General features: G+C 69.5%; 16 protein-coding genes and 1 pseudogene. 9 read left to right on the top strand and 8 right to left on the bottom strand.

What is annotated here, in order from left to right:
- Positions 1 to 18 precede the first annotated feature (18 nt).
- On the bottom strand, positions 19 to 765 hold the full coding sequence (gene phnF / locus ASG72_RS18830) for a phosphonate metabolism transcriptional regulator PhnF (protein ID WP_056715900.1): 747 nt from the start codon (positions 763 to 765) through the stop codon (positions 19 to 21).
- An 87-nt stretch (positions 766 to 852) separates the two neighbouring features.
- Between phnF and phnG the strand changes: the two genes are divergently transcribed.
- The 9 genes and pseudogenes from phnG to ASG72_RS18785 all read left to right on the top strand — a co-directional run bounded on the left by phnG (position 853) and on the right by ASG72_RS18785 (position 8,713).
- Complete coding sequence (phnG, locus tag ASG72_RS18825) at positions 853 to 1,287, top strand: phosphonate C-P lyase system protein PhnG (RefSeq protein WP_056715897.1); 435 nt, start codon at positions 853 to 855, stop codon at positions 1,285 to 1,287.
- Positions 1,287 to 1,907 (top strand): phosphonate C-P lyase system protein PhnH, encoded by a 621-nt coding sequence (gene phnH / locus ASG72_RS18820; protein WP_056715895.1) that lies wholly within the window; start codon positions 1,287 to 1,289, stop codon positions 1,905 to 1,907. The genes phnG and phnH overlap by 1 nt, the downstream gene beginning before the upstream one ends.
- On the top strand, positions 1,907 to 3,028 hold the full coding sequence (locus ASG72_RS18815; protein WP_056715892.1) for a carbon-phosphorus lyase complex subunit PhnI: 1,122 nt from the start codon (positions 1,907 to 1,909) through the stop codon (positions 3,026 to 3,028). Before phnH ends, ASG72_RS18815 begins: the two co-directional genes overlap by 1 nt.
- Before the next feature lie 83 nt (positions 3,029 to 3,111).
- Positions 3,112 to 3,999 (top strand): annotated as a pseudogene (locus ASG72_RS18810) (alpha-D-ribose 1-methylphosphonate 5-phosphate C-P-lyase PhnJ); the annotation flags it as partial.
- A gap of 700 nt (positions 4,000 to 4,699) precedes the next feature.
- The gene (phnK, locus tag ASG72_RS18805; RefSeq protein ID WP_056715889.1) at positions 4,700 to 5,494 is read left to right on the top strand and encodes a phosphonate C-P lyase system protein PhnK; all 795 of its coding nucleotides are present in this window, start codon (positions 4,700 to 4,702) and stop codon (positions 5,492 to 5,494) included.
- A gap of 53 nt (positions 5,495 to 5,547) precedes the next feature.
- Positions 5,548 to 6,246, top strand: coding sequence for a phosphonate C-P lyase system protein PhnL (gene phnL / locus ASG72_RS18800; protein ID WP_056715886.1), 699 nt, complete (start codon positions 5,548 to 5,550; stop codon positions 6,244 to 6,246).
- Positions 6,246 to 7,385: an alpha-D-ribose 1-methylphosphonate 5-triphosphate diphosphatase gene (locus tag ASG72_RS18795; RefSeq protein ID WP_056715883.1), complete on the top strand. Its 1,140-nt coding sequence runs from the start codon at positions 6,246 to 6,248 to the stop codon at positions 7,383 to 7,385. The genes phnL and ASG72_RS18795 overlap by 1 nt, the downstream gene beginning before the upstream one ends.
- The gene (locus tag ASG72_RS18790) at positions 7,382 to 8,077 is read left to right on the top strand and encodes a DUF1045 domain-containing protein (protein ID WP_082540482.1); all 696 of its coding nucleotides are present in this window, start codon (positions 7,382 to 7,384) and stop codon (positions 8,075 to 8,077) included. The genes ASG72_RS18795 and ASG72_RS18790 overlap by 4 nt, the downstream gene beginning before the upstream one ends.
- Positions 8,078 to 8,095: 18 nt before the next feature.
- On the top strand, positions 8,096 to 8,713 hold the full coding sequence (locus ASG72_RS18785; protein ID WP_056715881.1) for a chloramphenicol acetyltransferase: 618 nt from the start codon (positions 8,096 to 8,098) through the stop codon (positions 8,711 to 8,713).
- Positions 8,714 to 8,722: 9 nt separating this feature from the next.
- Here the strand turns inward: ASG72_RS18785 and ASG72_RS18780 are convergent, their stop codons facing one another.
- The 7 genes from ASG72_RS18780 to ASG72_RS18750 all read right to left on the bottom strand — a co-directional run bounded on the left by ASG72_RS18780 (position 8,723) and on the right by ASG72_RS18750 (position 15,737).
- A complete protein-coding gene (locus ASG72_RS18780) occupies positions 8,723 to 9,385 on the bottom strand; it encodes a methyltransferase (RefSeq protein ID WP_056715880.1) in 663 nt (220 codons plus the stop codon).
- Positions 9,382 to 10,536: a glycosyltransferase family 4 protein gene (locus ASG72_RS18775; protein ID WP_056715879.1), complete on the bottom strand. Its 1,155-nt coding sequence runs from the start codon at positions 10,534 to 10,536 to the stop codon at positions 9,382 to 9,384. Before ASG72_RS18775 ends, ASG72_RS18780 begins: the two co-directional genes overlap by 4 nt.
- Positions 10,537 to 10,593: 57 nt before the next feature.
- Complete coding sequence (locus ASG72_RS18770) at positions 10,594 to 12,357, bottom strand: S8 family serine peptidase (RefSeq protein ID WP_056715878.1); 1,764 nt, start codon at positions 12,355 to 12,357, stop codon at positions 10,594 to 10,596.
- Between the two features lie 31 nt (positions 12,358 to 12,388).
- Entirely contained in the window at positions 12,389 to 13,069 is a 681-nt protein-coding gene (locus ASG72_RS18765) for a hypothetical protein (protein ID WP_056715872.1), read from the bottom strand.
- Between the two features lie 39 nt (positions 13,070 to 13,108).
- Positions 13,109 to 13,669 (bottom strand): sigma-70 family RNA polymerase sigma factor, encoded by a 561-nt coding sequence (locus tag ASG72_RS18760; protein WP_056715869.1) that lies wholly within the window; start codon positions 13,667 to 13,669, stop codon positions 13,109 to 13,111.
- Positions 13,670 to 13,815: 146 nt separating this feature from the next.
- A complete protein-coding gene (locus ASG72_RS18755) occupies positions 13,816 to 15,144 on the bottom strand; it encodes a TRAP transporter large permease subunit (RefSeq protein WP_056715866.1) in 1,329 nt (442 codons plus the stop codon).
- Positions 15,144 to 15,737 (bottom strand): TRAP transporter small permease subunit, encoded by a 594-nt coding sequence (locus ASG72_RS18750; RefSeq protein WP_056715863.1) that lies wholly within the window; start codon positions 15,735 to 15,737, stop codon positions 15,144 to 15,146. The genes ASG72_RS18755 and ASG72_RS18750 overlap by 1 nt, the downstream gene beginning before the upstream one ends.
- Positions 15,738 to 15,802: the final 65 nt, after the last annotated feature.

Genomic DNA, 15,802 nt, shown 5'->3' with positions numbered 1-15,802 from the left:
GCGGTGGGGAGCCCGCGCTCACTCGGCGAAGGGCTCCACCACCATCTCCATCCGTTCCCCGGCGAAGACGCTGTCGACCAGATGGATCGGCGCCAGGTCCGGCAGCGCATCGACCGCCGAGGACAGCATCACCGCTGCGCCCGGCGCGATCTTCAAGAGCAGCGCCTCGCGCTCATCCGCCAGCCGCGCCGAAAGCCGCGTCGACAGCCGCAGATAATCCGGAATGCCGGCGGCCTTGAACGCCGCGGTGATCGAGGCGCCGGCATCGGCGAGCCTGGTGTCGAAGCCGGGAAAGCGAGCCGCCTCCAGCCAATGCACCCCGGTGCCGACCGGCACGCCTCCCGCCAGGCTCAGCGTCTCGAGTCGCCACAGCTCCGTCGCCTCCGGCAGGTTCAGGCGGGCGCAGATATCTTCCGGCCCGGCCGTGATCTCCGCCGCCAGCAACGCGCTCGACACCGGAATGCCCGCCGCGCCGAAATTGGCCCGCATGCTGACGCGCCGGCCGATGCGATAGGGAAAGCGCGGTGCGCTGACCTGCGTGCCCCGCCCACGTGCCACGGTCACCAGCCCCTGCTCGGCGAGATAGCGGAACGCCTGCCGCACCGTATGGCGGTGCACGCCATAATGCTCGGCCAGCGCGACGGAGGCCGGCAGCGTGTCGCCGGGCGCGTAATCGCCCTTGGCGATGGCGGAAGCCAGCGTATCGGCGATGCGCCGCCAGGCCGTCCCGCCATCGGCCCCGGCGCCTTCCGGAGCGGGCGTCATCAAAGTTTCATCCAAAATGTATAGACCTTTCACGGCAGCTAGACTAGCATAGTCTAGACATTGAAGATTGACCAGAGAGCGCATGGGATGACGCAGACAAGCGAGAGGCAGCGCTGGATGGCGGTGCTGGCCCGGGCCAGCCGCAGCGAGATCGAGGCCGTCCTAGGTGCCGATTTGCCGGCGCATGATCTGCTGAAGGCGCCGGAGACCGGCACCGTCATGGTCGAGGGCCGCGCCGGCGGGGCCGGCCGCCGCTTCAATCTGGGCGAGGCGACGGTGACGCGCTGCGTCGTCAGGCTGGCGGATGGAGCGATGGGCTTCGCCTATGCGCTGGGCCGCGACGGCCGCAAGGCGCGGCTCGCCGCCATTCTCGATGCGCGGCTGCAGCAGGAGGCCGAGACCGGCCCGCTACGGCAGCACGTCTCGGCGCTCGCCGCCCGCCAGGCCGCCGCCCGCGACCTCGCCTCCCGCAAGGCCGCGGCCACGAAGGTCGATTTCTTCACTCTGGTCCGGGGCGCGTGATGCAGGATCATCGCCAGATATCCCGCGGCTTCACCGATCCGGTCTTCGAATCACAGGCCGCCTTCCGCGCATTGCTGGCCGCGCTGTCGGAGCCGGGCACCATCCAGACCGTGCCGGCGGCCCTCGCGCCGCCGGAGGGGCTGGGGCTCGCCGCCGCCACCACCCTGCTGACGCTCGCCGATTACGAAACGCCGATCTGGCTGCCCGAGCTTCTGCGCAGCGGCGCCGCCGGCGCCTGGCTGCGCTTCCATTGCGGAGCGGCACTCGTGCCCGCCCCCGGCGAGGCGCTGTTCGCGGTGCTGGCCGGGACGGAGGCGCCGCGCCTCTCCGAATTCGCCATCGGCACCGACCAATACCCCGATCGCTCGGCGACTGTGCTGGTGCCCTGCACCGCGTTCGAGGGCGGCGACCCCGTCACCCTCTCCGGCCCGGGCATCGCCGATCGGAGAACCGTCGCGCCGGCCGGCCTGCGCCCCGGATTCTGGCAGGAGATGGTGGAGAACGCCGCGCTCTATCCGCTCGGGGTCGATGTCGTGCTGTGCCATGGCGAGGCGCTGATCGGCCTGCCGCGCTCCACTGAGATCGCCGAGGGCGCGATGATCCGTCCGGAGACCCGCTGATGTATGTCGCCGTCAAGGGCGGCGAGGCCGCCATCCTCGCCACGCATGATCTCGTCGCCGAAGCCCGTCGCGGCGACGAGGCTGTGCCTGAGATCAGCGTCGCGCAGATCCGCGAGCAGCAGGCGCTGGCCTGCGCCCGCGTCATGAACGAAGGCTCGCTCTGCGATCCCGATCTCGCCGCGCTGGCGCTGAAACAGGCGCAGGGCGATGTGATCGAGGCCGCCTTCCTGGTGCGCGCCTACCGCACCACCCTGCCGCGCTTCGGCTCCTCCGAGCCGGTCGACACCGCCAGGATGGCGATCCGCCGCCGGGTTTCCGCGACCTATAAGGATCTGCCGGGCGGGCAGGTGCTCGGCCCGACCTATGACTACACCCACCGGCTCTTCGATTTCGCGCTGATGGAGGGGGACCGGCCGGAGCAGCCCGCGAAACCCCTGCCCGCTTCAGACGGCCTCGATCAGACCATGCCCCGCGTCCCGGATATTCTCGGGGCCGAAGGGCTGATGGAGGCCGAGGAGCCTCCGGAGGGCGATCCCCGGCCCTTCGACCTGACGCGCGAGCCGGTCTCCTTTCCGGCCGCGCGCGATGTCCGGCTGCAGGCGATGGCGCGCGGCGACGAGGGCTTTCTGCTCGGGCTGGGCTACTCCGTCCAGCGCGGTTTCGGCGGCAATCACCCCTTCGTCGGCGAAATCCGCGTCGGCGAGGTCAGCGTCGCATTCGTGCCGGAGGAGCTCGGCTTCGCCGTCGATCTCGGCGACATCACCCTGACCGAATGCCAGATGGTCAACCAGTTCACCGGCTCGAAGGAGGTCGCGCCGCAATTCACCCGCGGCTACGGCCTCGCCTTCGGCCATGCCGAGCGCAAGGCGATGTCGATGTCGCTGGTCGACCGTGCGCTGAAATGCCGGGACTTCGGCGAAGCCGCGACCTACCCGGCCCAGCAGGATGAATTCGTGCTGTACCACGCCGATAATGTCGAGGCGGCCGGTTTCGTCGAGCATCTCAAGCTGCCGCATTATGTCGATTTCCAGGGCGAGCTCGAGCTGATCCGCCGCATCCGCCGCGAGCGCGAGGCGCGCCGGGCGGCCGATGACGACGCCGTGCCGGAGGCCGCGGAATGAGCGCCCATCAGACAAATCGCGACGGGCCGGCGCGCGGCGCCGGTTCGCAGCCCGCTCCAGCCGCCGTCCAGGGATCCTTCGCCATGCAACAAGCGGCTTCGTCCCGGGAGGCTGCGTCGAGCGAGACCAGCCCGGCCTATAATTACGCCTATCTCGACGAGCAGACGAAGCGGATGATCCGCCGCGCCCTGCTCAAGGCGGTGGCCATTCCCGGCTATCAGGTGCCGTTCGGCTCGCGCGAAATGCCGCTCGCCCGTGGCTGGGGCACGGGTGGCATCCAGGTGACGGCGGCGATCATCGGCCCAAGCGACCGGCTCAAGGTCATCGACCAGGGCGCCGACGACACCACCAATGCGGTGTCGATCCGCCGCTTCTTCGAACGCACGGCCGATGCCCGCACCACCGAGGCGACGCAGGACGCGACGATCATCCAGACCCGCCACCGCATTCCGGAGGCGCCGCTGCAGCGAGGGCAGATCCTGGTCTACCAGGTTCCCCAGCCCGAGCCGCTGCGCAAGCTGGAGCCGCATGAGACCGAGACCCGCAAGATGCACGCCTGGGCCGAATACGGCCTGATGCAGGTCAAGCTCTACGAGAACATCGCCTGCTTCGGCGAGGTCACCACGACCTATGATTATCCGGTGCTGGTCAATGGCCGCTATGTCATGGCGCCTTCGCCCATTCCGAAATTCGACAATCCCAAGATGCACATGTCGCCGGCCCTGCAGTTGTTCGGCGCCGGCCGCGAGAAGCGCATCTATGCGCTGCCGCCGCATACCAGCGTCAGGAGCCTGGATTTCGACGATCATCCCTTCCGCATCCAGAGCTGGGACGAGCCCTGCGCGCTTTGCGGCGCCACCGATTCCTATCTCGACGAGGTGGTGATCGACGATCGCGGCAGCCGCATGTTCGTCTGCTCCGACAGCCATCATTGCGAGACGCGCCGGGCCGCGGGCCATCGCGGCGCGATGCTGGGTGACGCGGCGGCGAGCGGCCTGATCGAGCCCTCCCCGTCATCGGCGAACGGGCTGGTAGAGCCCTCCCCGTCATTGCGAGGAGGCAAAGCCGACGAAGCAACCGAGGAGCAACAGTGCACGACGCCCCCTGGATTGCTTCGCTCCGCTCGCAAGGACGGTGGGGAGAACGGGTCATGACCTTGCACGTCCTCCCCACGCCCCTGCGCCCTCCCCGTCATTGCGAGGAGGCAAAGCCGACGAAGCAACCCAGGAGCGGCGGCACGCTACGTCTCCTGGATTGCTTCGCTCCGCTCGGAAGAACGGGCCGGCAGCACGCTACGTCTCCTGGATCGCTTCGCTCTGCTCGCAAGGACGGGGCCGCAGTCGAGCCCTCCCCGTCATTGCGAGGAGGCAACGCCGACGAAGCAACGCAGGGGCGGCAGCGCACGACGTCTCCTGGATTGCTTCGCTCCGCTCGCAAGGACGGGGCGGCAGTCGCGCCCCCTCGTCATTGCGAGGAGGCGAAGCCGACGAAGCAACCCAGGGGCGGCAGCGCGTTACACCTCCTGGATTGCTTCGCTTTGCTCGCAAGGACGGGCGGGCAGTGCACCACTTCACCTGGATCGCTTCGCCCCACTCGCAAGGACGGCGGGCCGCGCGCCATGTCTCCCCGATCGCTCCGCTCCGCTCGCATGGACTGTGAGGACAACCGGTCATGACCCTGCATCTCTCTCCCCCCGACCCCGCCCCGTTGCTCTCGGTCACGGGCGTCAGCCGCTATTACGGCGAGCGCGTCGGCTGCGCCGATGTCTCCTTCGATCTCTGGCCGGGCGAGGTGCTCGGCATCGTCGGTGAATCCGGCTCCGGCAAATCGACCCTGCTGCGCTGCCTCGCCGGGATCGATCGCCCCGATGGCGGCGAGGTCATGTTCCGCGGAATGGGCCAGCCGCTCGACATCTATGCGCTGGCCGAGCAGGAGCGCCGCCGGCTGATGCGTACGGCCTGGGGCATCGTCCACCAGAACCCGCGCGACGGGCTGCGCATGGACGTCTCGGCCGGCGGCAATGTCGGCGAGCGGCTGATGGATCGCGGCGACCGGCATTACGGGCAGATCCGCGAGCGCGCGCTCGACTGGCTGCAGCGCGTCGAGATCGCCGGCGCGCGCATCGACGACCGGCCGCGCCAGTTTTCCGGCGGGATGCAGCAGCGCCTGCAGATCGCCCGCGTGCTGGTCTCCGAGCCGCGGCTCGTCTTCATGGACGAGCCGACGGGCGGGCTCGACGTGTCGGTCCAGGCCCGGCTGCTCGACCTGCTGCGCGTGCTGGTGCGCGATCTCGGCCTCGCCGCGATCATCGTCACCCATGATCTCGCCGTGGCGCGCCTGCTCACCGACCGGCTGATGGTGATGAAGGACGGGCATGTCGTCGAGCAGGGGCTGACCGACCAGGTGCTCGACGATCCCCACCACGCCTATACCCAGCTGCTGACATCGGCGGTGCTGACCGTATGAGACAGCCGCCTCCGTCACACCCGTGTCACGCCCTCCCCACAAGGCACTGAGCCATGACCAGGATGATTCACGTCGAGAACGTCGCCAAGAGCTTCACCCTGCATAATCAGGGTGGCGTGCGGCTGCCCGTCTTCGACAATGTCGGCTTCAGCGTCGCCGCCGGCGAGGCGCTGGTCCTGGCCGGCGCGTCGGGCGCCGGCAAATCCAGCCTGCTGCGCATTCTCTACGGCAATTACCGGCCGACGCGCGGCACCATCGCGATCACCCATGACGGGCGCGCCATCGACATCGTCTCGGCCGTGCCGCGCACCGTTCTGGAGATCCGCCGCCGCACGCTCGGCTTCGTCTCGCAATTCCTGCGGGTGATCCCGCGCGTCTCGGCGCTCGACATCGTGCGCGATCCGCTGCTGGCGCGGGGTGCGACGCCGGAGGCGGCGACCGAACGGGCGCAGGCGATGCTGGCGCGGCTCAACCTGCCCGAGCGGCTCTGGACCCTCGCCCCGGCGACCTTTTCCGGCGGCGAACAGCAGCGCGTCAACATCGCCCGCTCCTTCGTCGACCCCTCGCCGATCATGCTGATCGACGAGCCGACTGCGTCGCTCGACGCCGCCAATCGCGACGTGGTGGTGCAGCTGATCGCGGAGGCGCGGCAGGCCGGCTCCGCGATCGTCGGTATCTTCCATGACGAGGCTGTGCGAGAGGCGGTCGCGACGCGCTATCTCGACATCACCGATTTCCGGAAGGCCGCCTGATGCAGACGATCCTGACCAATGCCCGCCTGATCCTCGAGAACGAGGTCGTCACCGGCTCCATCGTCTTCGATAAGACCGGCATCCTCGCCGTCGATCGGGGCCGCTCGACCCTGTCCAGCGCGACCGATGCGGAGGGTGATTACGTCGCCCCCGGCCTGGTCGAGATGCACACCGACAATATGGAAAAGCACTTCATGCCCCGGCCGAAAGTGTTCTGGCCGAACGGGCTGGCCGCGGCGCTGGTCCATGATGCGCAGATGGCGGCGGCGGGGGTCACCACCGTCTATGACGCGATCTGCGCCGGAACGCCGTTCTCGGCCAAGGATTACCGCAAGGACATCTTCGCCGATGTGATGAGCGCGCTCGCGGCGGGCCGGCGCGAAAAAGTCTTCCGCATCGACCACCGCATCCATATGCGCTGCGAACTCACCAGCCCCGACCTGCTCAAGGACATCGAACCCTATCAGGACGATGAGCTCGTCCAGCTGGTTTCGCTGATGGACCATACGCCGGGCCAGCGGCAATGGCGCAATATCGAGCATCTCAGGACCTATGCGGTGGGCAACGGCAAGAGCGAGGCCGAGTTCGAGGAGGATGTCGCCGTGCGCCAGCGCGAGGGCGCGGCCAATGTGTCGCGCAACTGGCAGGCGGTGGTGGAGATGTTCAGGTCCCGCGGCATCCCGATCGCCACCCATGACGACACCACGCTCGATCATGTCGAGGCCGGCATCGCCTCGGGCGCCGTCATCTCGGAGTTCCCGACCACGATCGAGGCGGCCGAGGCGGCCAAGCAGCGCGGCCTGGCGACGATCGCCGGCGCGCCCAACGTCGTGCGCGGCGGCTCGCATTCCGGCGGCGTCTCCGTCTCCGAACTGGCGGAGAAGGGCCTGCTCGACGGGCTCTCTTCGGATTACGTCCCGGCGAGCCTGCTGCAGGCCGTGCTCAAGCTGCATGCCGACCATGGCATCGCTTTGCCGGAGGCGATGGGGATGGTGACCTGGAAGGTCGCCGACATACTGGGCCTGGGGGATCGCGGCCATCTCAGGCCCGGGCTGCGCGCCGATCTCGTGCGGTTCCGTGCGCTCGGCGCGACGCCGGTCATCCGCGCGGTCTGGTCGCAAGGCGAGCGCGCATTTTGAGCCCGCGCTACGCCCTCTATTTTGCGCCGCCGGCCGAGAGCGCGCTCTGGCGCTTCGGCAGCGGCGTGATCGGCTATGACGCGGTCACCGGCGAGGACATGGCCAGCGCGCCGCCCGGCGGCTGCGACCCGGCCGATTGGGCGGAGCTGACGGCCGAGCCGCGCCGCTACGGCTTTCACGCGACGCTGAAGGCGCCGTTCGAGCTGGCGGCGGGGCGCAGCGAGGCGCAATTGCGCGCCTTTTCCCATAATCTCGCGGCGAGCCTGATTCCGGTCGTCCTGGCCGGGCTGTCGGTTTCCGCGCTCGGCAGCTTCGTGGCGCTGACACCCGCGCAGCCGAGCCAGGCGCTGCAGGACCTGGCCTTCCGCATCGTGCAGGCGTTCGAGCCCTTCCGCGCGCCCCTGGGACAGGCCGACCTCGCCCGGCGCCTGCGCTCGCCGCTGACCCCGGCCCAGCGCGCCTATCTCGAAGCTTTCGGCTACCCCTATGTCGGCGATGCCTTTCGCTTCCACATGACGCTGACCGGCAGCCTGCCGGCCGAGCGGGTGGCGCCGGTTCGACGGGCTCTGGAAGCCGAGTTCGCCGCCGCCGTCCCGGCCGGAGCGGTGCCGATCGACCGCCTCGCCCTGTTTCGCCAGGAGAGCCGCGACAGCCGCTTCCGCCTGATCGAATCCGTGCCGCTCAGCAGCTGAACCGCGCGAGGACCCGTCATGGCCAGGAAACTCGGGCCCGAGCCCGTGATCGACCCCACCGCGCAGATCCGCGAGGCGACACTCGGACGCTATACGGAGATCGGGGCGCGCACCGCTTTCGTCGAATCCGCGATGGGCGACTATTCCTACGTCGTCAATGATTCCAGCATCATCTACACCTCGATCGGCAAGTTCTGCTCGATCGCGGCCCATACGCGGATCAACCCGGGCAACCACCCGATGCAGCGGGCGAGCCAGTCGCATTTCACCTATCGCGCCTCCGCCTATTTCGACGATGCCGAGGATGATGCGGCGTTCTTCGCCTGGCGCCGCTCGACGCCGGTCACCATCGGCCATGACGTCTGGATCGGCCATGGCGCGATCATCCTGCCCGGCCGCAGCATCGGCACGGGAGCCGTGGTCGCGGGCGGCGCCGTGGTCACCAAGGACGTCGCCCCCTACAGCATCGTCGCCGGAAACCCCGCCCGGCCGATCCGCGAGCGGTTTCCCGAAGCGATCGCCGAGCGGCTCATCGCGCTCGGCTGGTGGGATTGGGACCATGCGCGGCTGCGTGCGGCGCTGCAGGATTTCCGCAGCCTGACGGTCGAGGCCTTCCTCGACCGGCATGGTGGCTGAGGCGGCGGCTCAGCCCGGCTCCAGCCGCCAGACGGTGCTGCGCTTGATCTCGGCATCCTCCAACGAGCGCGTCACCGGCACCTCATAGCTCGCCAGGGCCGTGAGCCGCCGCTTCGGCAGATAGGCGCGCCCGGGATCGCCGATCAGCACCTGCGCCCCGCGTGCCTGCAGCGTCGACAGCCAGGCGACGACCCGCTCGGCCATGTCGCGCTCATAGCAGACATCCCCGGCGCAGATCACGTCCCAGCCCGCGTCGCGCCCGACCAGATCCTCGCAGATCGCGCTCATCCCGACGCCATTGGCCGCGGCGTTGAGCGCCACCGCCTCGATCGCGAAGGGGTCGATGTCGCAGCCTTCCGCCGTATCCGCCCCCGACAGCAGCGCCGCGATGCCGACGAGCCCCGAGCCCGTCGCGAAATCGAGAACGCGCCGCCCGCGCACGCTGTCCGGATGGTCCAGCAGATAGCGCGCCAGCGCCTGCCCGCCCGCCCAGGCGAAGGCCCAGAAGGGCGGCGGCAGCCCGATCACCGCAAGCTCGTCCTCGGTCTTCTGCCAGAGCTCCGTCGCCTCCTCGGCGACATGCAGCCGGATCTCGGGCGCATGCGGCACCGGCAGCAGCCGCGTCTGGGCCAGGATGAACGCCCGGCGGTCGAGCGTCGCCACCTCGCTCACGCCGCCACATCCGTGCCCGGCTGCGCCAGCAGCCCGCGATACAGGCTCTTCACGCCGGACATCACGTCGCGCTCGGTGAAGCCGTCGAGCAGCCGCGCCCGCGCGCTCGCGCCCATGCGCTCCGCCAGCGAGGGCGCGCCGGCCAGCATGATCAGCGCCTTGGCCAGCGCCGCCGGGTCATCGGGCGGGACCACCAGCCCGTCGCGCCCGTCGCGGATGAAATAGCGGCAGCCCGGCACATCCGTGGTCAGCACCGGCCGGGCGCAGGAGGCGGCTTCCAGAATGGTGCGCGGCAGCCCCTCGCCGCCGCGCGACGGCAGGATGCAGAGATGATGCGCCGCCCAGACCGCCTCGACATCGCGGGTCGCCCCGGCCCAGTGGACGCCCGGACGCCGCGTCCAGCCCTGCAGGGTTTCGAGCGGGATCGCCTTGGGATTGGACGGGTCGGGCGCGCCATGGATCGTCAGCTCGACGCGCGCACCCTCGGCCCGCGCCAGCCGCACGGCTTCGACCGCGAGATCGACGCCTTTCGACCAGAGCATGCGGGCGACGATCGCGACCTTGAGCGGCGGTGCCGGCGGCATCGGCAGCGGCATCAGGATCAGCGGGTCGACCCCGGCCCCGCCGACGATCCGGACCTTGGCCGCGTCCTGCGGGTCGAGCCCCAGGCTCAGCGCGTCGTCGGGGTTTTCGAACAGGAAGCGCACCTTGGGCCCGTCGATCGCCTCGCGCAGCCACAGCCGCGCCGCCAGCCGCGCCGCGCTGGCGACGAAGCCCTGGCTCGCGCCGAGAAAGCCGAGCCCGGTCAGCGCATAGACCCGCCGATCCACCCCCGCGAGCTTACCGGCGAGCCCCGCCAAAGCGATCGGCTTCAGCGCGATGCAATGCAGGATATCCGGCCGATAGGCCTCGATCAGCCGCTTCAGCGCCCTGACCTGCCTGAACAAAGCGCGCGGATCGAGGCTGCGGCGCTCGGCCTCCAGCGCGATCAGCTGGGCGCCCGCACCCTCGATGATCCGCCGGTGATGCCGCTCGCGCGCGATCACCGCGACGTCGTAGTCGAGCTCGCGCGCTGCCCGCAGCATCGGCAGGAAATGCGAGGCGAAGAACCAGTCTTCGGTGGCGACGAACAGCAGGCGGGGGCGGCGCATGCCGCGACATCAGGCTCAAGCACGGCGCGAGGTCAAGCCTGATCGCGCGGCGGGGCGCTAGCGACCGAGCTCCGAGACCGGCAGCGCCCGCGCCAGAGCCGCCGGCGCATCGACACGCCCCGCGCCGAACACCGCGTCGCGCCCGCGCGAGCCGAGATCGACGGCGCTTTCCGTCAGCAATTTGCGCACGCCTTCGAGGTTGAGATCCGGCCGCTTTTCCAGGAGCAGCGCGACGATGCCCGAGACATGCGCCGCCGCGATCGAGGTTCCGGAGGAAAAGGCGTAGCGCCCCTCCGGCTCGGCGGCCAGCACGTCGACGCCCGGCGCCGCCACCGCGATATGGCTGCCACGGCTGGCCTGGCTGAACGGCTTGTCCTCGGCATCGGTCGCCGTCACCGCGATGACGCTGGGATCGGCGCCCGGATAGAGCGGCGCGGCCTTGGCGCCACCATTGCCGGCGGCGGCGATGGCGACGATCCCCTTGTCGCGGGCGCCTGCCAGGCTGCGCGAGAGCAGCCTGTCCTGCGGCCCGGCGAAGGACAGGTTGAAGACGCGCGCGCCCTCCCCCGCCGCCCAGTCCAGCGCGGTGAGGATGTGGAAGGTGGTGCCGCTGGCGGCTGCGGGGCCGGCCTCGCCCGAAAAGGCCCGGGCCGCCAGCAGGCGCGCGGCCGGCGCCACGCCCTGCAGCTGCGTCTGCGCCAGGATCGCCGCGGCCATGGCGGTGCCATGCGCATGCGGCCTCGCCTCGCCGCCGAGCGCATCGAAACTCGCCTCCACCACCCCCTTCAGTTCCGGATGGGCCTGGTCGGCGCCGGAATCGATCACGGCCACGCGGATCTTCTCGCCGCGCGCCAGCTTGTGGAGATCGCCGAGGCGCAGCTTCTCGACGATATATTGCGGCTGCTTGTCCGGCACCGGCGCCGCCGGCGGAAGCGCCGCGGTATCGCCCGGCGCCGGCTGCTGCAGCGCGTAGAGATAGTTCGGCTGCGCCCCGGCGACGTCGCGGTCCCGTGCCATCTGCGCCAGCACGCCGCGCGCAGTGCGGCCGCCCTCCAGCCGCGCCCGGATCAGCGTCACCCCCGGCAGCGCGAAGCTCCGGCTCGCGAGCAGCACCGCGCGGTGGCGCCGCAGGACGGTGTCCGCCTGCGCGTTCGGCGCGAGCTCGATCAGGATCTCATCGGGCACGAACCGCGTCTCGGCGACGGCCGGCACGCTGACTGCGGGCGGGCCCGGCGCCGGCCGGGCGGTGCGCGGCGGTGTCCGGCGCGGCGGCGCCGCCTCCCGCACCGGGCGCGTCCGCCGCGGCGGGCGCGTCGCGGGCTCGTCGAAATCCTCCTCCACGGTGACCACCGGCCGCCGGGGATAGCGCGGCGGCGGCGGCTCGTCATACTCCGGCTCATAGACCCGCGGCCGCGTCGCCTGATCGAGCAGAATGCCGCCGATGATGCCCGCACCGACGCCGATGCCGACGCCGCCCCAGCCACCGCCCGGCCGCGGCCGGCCGGGCCGGCCCATCCCCGGCTCGCGCGGCGCGGGATAGCGCCCCGGCTCGGGCCGGAGCTGGGCAGCGGGCAGGTTCGCCGGCTGCCGAACAGCGGGTTGCCTGACCATGGGGAGCGGACGCTCGACCCGGGTCAGCGGCCGCACCGTGCCGGTGCCGCGCTGGAAGCGCTCGGGAAAGGCGCTCTGGGCCGAGGCCGGCGCGAGGCCGAGACCGGCGCCCCACAGGAGTACCCCCAGCAGCCCGGCCGCCAGGCGCGGCAGGGCCGGCGGAACGGCGGGCGGCGGCGAGAGCGGAAGGCCCGGGCTGCGGCTGGTCATGGCATGGTCTCCTTCCCGACGGCCCCGGCCATCATGGCGCCGGCGCGACGAAGGTCACGATCGCCCGCTCCGCCTTCATGCGGGCGGCGATCGCATCGAGCTGCGACGGCGTCAGGCTGGCATCCCCGACGCGCACCTTGAAGAAGCCGTTGGCCCGCGGCCCATCGACCACCGAGGCGTCATAGCGGCGGAAGAAGGCGGCGATGTCGCTGGCCTTCGCATCCGGGGCGAAGCTGAGCAGGACATAGCGCTCGGAGGCCGTGACGGCCGGCGCCGAAGCGGTCTGGTAGCCCTGCGGCTCGCGGATCGCGAGGCCGGTCAGCACGGCCCCCTGGATCGCGATCACCGCGACCGCCGCCGCCCCGGCATAGGCCAGCCGGCGCGGCGGCTGGGCGGCGAGCCGATCCGCGAGCCAGCCGAGCAGCCCGCGCCGGGCCCGCACGGCCAGCGGAGCCTGGCGCTCCTCCGCGTCGATCGCTTCCATCAGCCTGTCGAGCGCGCGCGGCGAGGCAGCGCCGAGGCTCTCGTTCAGCAGGATCGTCTCGGCCATGTCCTCGCGGATGATCTCGAGACGCGCCGCGAGCTCCGGATCGGCGGCCAGCGCCGCCTCGACGCGCGATCTCTCCCGCGCATCCAGGCGGCCATTGGCGTAGAAGGGCAGCAGGGCCTCGATCTCGGCCAGCCGCGGATCCTGTGCGATCCTGTCAGTCATGGCGTGTCTCCCGGGCCGGCGATGCGGTTGCGGCGCTGCTCATGGCCAGCCCCTGTCGATGCCGGCGGCCTTGAGCAAGTCGCCCAGCTTCTTGCGGGCGTGGAAGAGCCTGGTCTTGACCGTGTTTTCCGGAATGCCGACGATCCGCGCGGCCTCCTCGACACTGGTCTCGTGATAATAGACGAGATCGACGATCTCGCGATGCTCGCGGCTGAGCCTGTCGAGGCAGCCGCGGATCGCCATGCCCTTATCCTGCTTCTGCAGAAGGATTTCGGGGTCGTCCGCCTCATCCTCGATGCTTTCGGCGAAATCATCGTCGAGCCCGGCGTCGCGGCGCTTGCGCAGCAGCGAATAGGCCTTGTTGCGGGCGATGGCGAGCAGCCATGTCGCGACCGAGGCCCGCGCCTCGAATGTCGCCGCCTGTCGCCAGAGATCGAGAAAGACATCGCTGATCACATCCTCGGCAAGCGTCTCGTCGCGGACGAGCCGCAGCACGAAACGGTAGACCCGCACCTGATGCCGCGAGAACAGCACCTTCATGGCGAGCCGGTCGCCCGAGGCGATCCGCTTGACGATGTCTTCGTCCGATTCCGTATGCACCGCCTTCGAGGCCCCGCATTCCGGCTCGCTGCCATTGGTCGCAGCGAGAGCGGCAAAGGTTCAATCGAAGGCGAGACTAAAGCGGATAATTCCGTTTGTCATAGACGGACGGGTATTTTGCAGAGGATCCGGCCGGGAAACGCGCCCTAGCCGTACAGATATTTCGGCAGCCAGAGCGCGATGCCCGGAAACACATAGACCATCACCAGCGCGACGAAGACCAGCATCAGGAACGGGGTCACGCCGGCGAAGATCTCGTTGATGGTGATGTGCGGCGGTGCAATCCCCTTGAGATAGAACGGCGCCATCGCGACCGGCGGCGAGAGGAAGGAGGTCTGGATGTTCAGCGCGACGAGGATGCCGAAGAACAGCGGATCGATCTTGAAGAATTCGAGCAGCGGCAGGAAAATCGGCACGAAAATCACGATGATCTCCGTCCATTCCAGCGGCCAGCCCAGGATGAAGATGATCACCTGAGCGACGATCAGGAACATGGTCGGCGAGAGATCCATCGCCGTGACGAGGTTCTTGATCGGCTCATGCCCGCCGAGGATGGCGAAGATCGAGGAGAAGATGAAGGAGCCGACGAAGAGCCAGCAGACCATCGCCGAGGTCCGGGCGGTCAGCACCACGGATTCCCGCACCTTCTCGAAATTCAGGGAGCGGTAGGCGGCCGCCAGCAGCAGGCTGCCGAGCGCGCCGATCGCGGCCGCTTCGGTCGGCGTCGCCAGGCCGAAGAAGATCGCGCCCAGCACCGACATGATCAGCAGCGTCAGCGGGAAGAAGCTCGTCGCCAAGGCCCAGAGCACGGTCGACCAGGGAACGTCGGTCTCCTCCTTCGGCAGCTTCGGCGCCAGGCTGGGGTTCAGCCAGCAGCGCACCAGCACGTAGATCATGTAGAGCCCGGCCAGCAGCAGCCCCGGAAACAGCGCGCCTGCATAAAGCTTCGGCACCGAGACGCCCGCCGTCGCGCCGTAGAGGATCAGCATCACGCTGGGCGGGATCAGGATGCCGAGGCAGCCGCCGGCGCAGACGACGCCGGCCGAGAGCTTGACGTCGTAGCCCGCGCGCAGCATCGCCGGGAAGGCGAGCAGCCCCATCAGCGTCACCACGGCGCCGACGATGCCGGTGGCGGTGGCGAAGATCGCACAGGTCGCGAGCGTCGCGATGGCGAGCGAGCCGGGGACATTGCCGAGCGCGAGCTGGATCGATTTGAACAGCTTGTCGAGGATGTTCGCCCGCTCGATGATGTAGCCCATGAAGATGAACAGCGGGATCGAGACCAGCACGTCGTTGGCCATCACCGAATAGGTGCGCTGCACGACGAGGTTGAACACCGTGTCGCCCATCGCCCAGTAGCCGAAGCCGACACCCAGTGCCATCAGCGTGAAGGCGATCGGGAAGCCCAGCATGATGAAGACGATGAACAGGACGAGCATCAGCACGCCGAGTTCGGGATTGCCCATGCCAAACATCAGACGGCTTTCCCTGCCTGCGGTGCGGCCTCGGCGAGGGCCGCGTTTTCCAGAATGAGCTTCTCGGTCTCTTCGACGTCGTGCAGCCGCGCTGGCCACTCGCCGGTGCGCAGGCAGATCACGCACCGCGCCACCTCCGCCAGGCCCTGGACGGTCATCAGCACGCCCGCGACCGGGATCAGCGATTTGAAATGGTAGAGCGGCGGGCCATTGGGTGAATTCGACGAATGCTCGCCGATCATCCAGGAGAACGCCGCGAATTTATAGCCGGCCCAGGCGAGCGCGATGATGCCGGGAAAGAAGAACAGCAGATACAGCGTCAGATCGATCCTGGCCTGAGTCCGCGGGCTCCATTGCCGATAGAGGAAATCGCCGCGCACATGCGCGTTGCGGGCCAGCGCATAGGGGCCGGCCAGCATGAACAGGGTGCCGTACAGGATGTAGCTGACGTCGAAGGCCCATTCGGTCGGTGCGCGCAGCGCATAGCGTGCGAACACCTCATAGCTGATCGCGAAGGTCAGGATCAGGATGCTCCAGCCGGCGAGCTTGCCGATGGCGGTGTTGAACTTGTCGATCGCCAGGATGAGCTTCATGAACGGGTCCGGTTGGACGGGGAGGAACGGGCGCTGCTGCTGCCACCGGGCCGCTTTCCGCGCCG

Source organism: Allobosea sp. Leaf344, from assembly GCF_001426225.1.
Lineage (GTDB): Bacteria > Pseudomonadota > Alphaproteobacteria > Rhizobiales > Beijerinckiaceae > Allobosea.
This window is presented reverse-complemented; position numbering and strand designations above follow the sequence as displayed.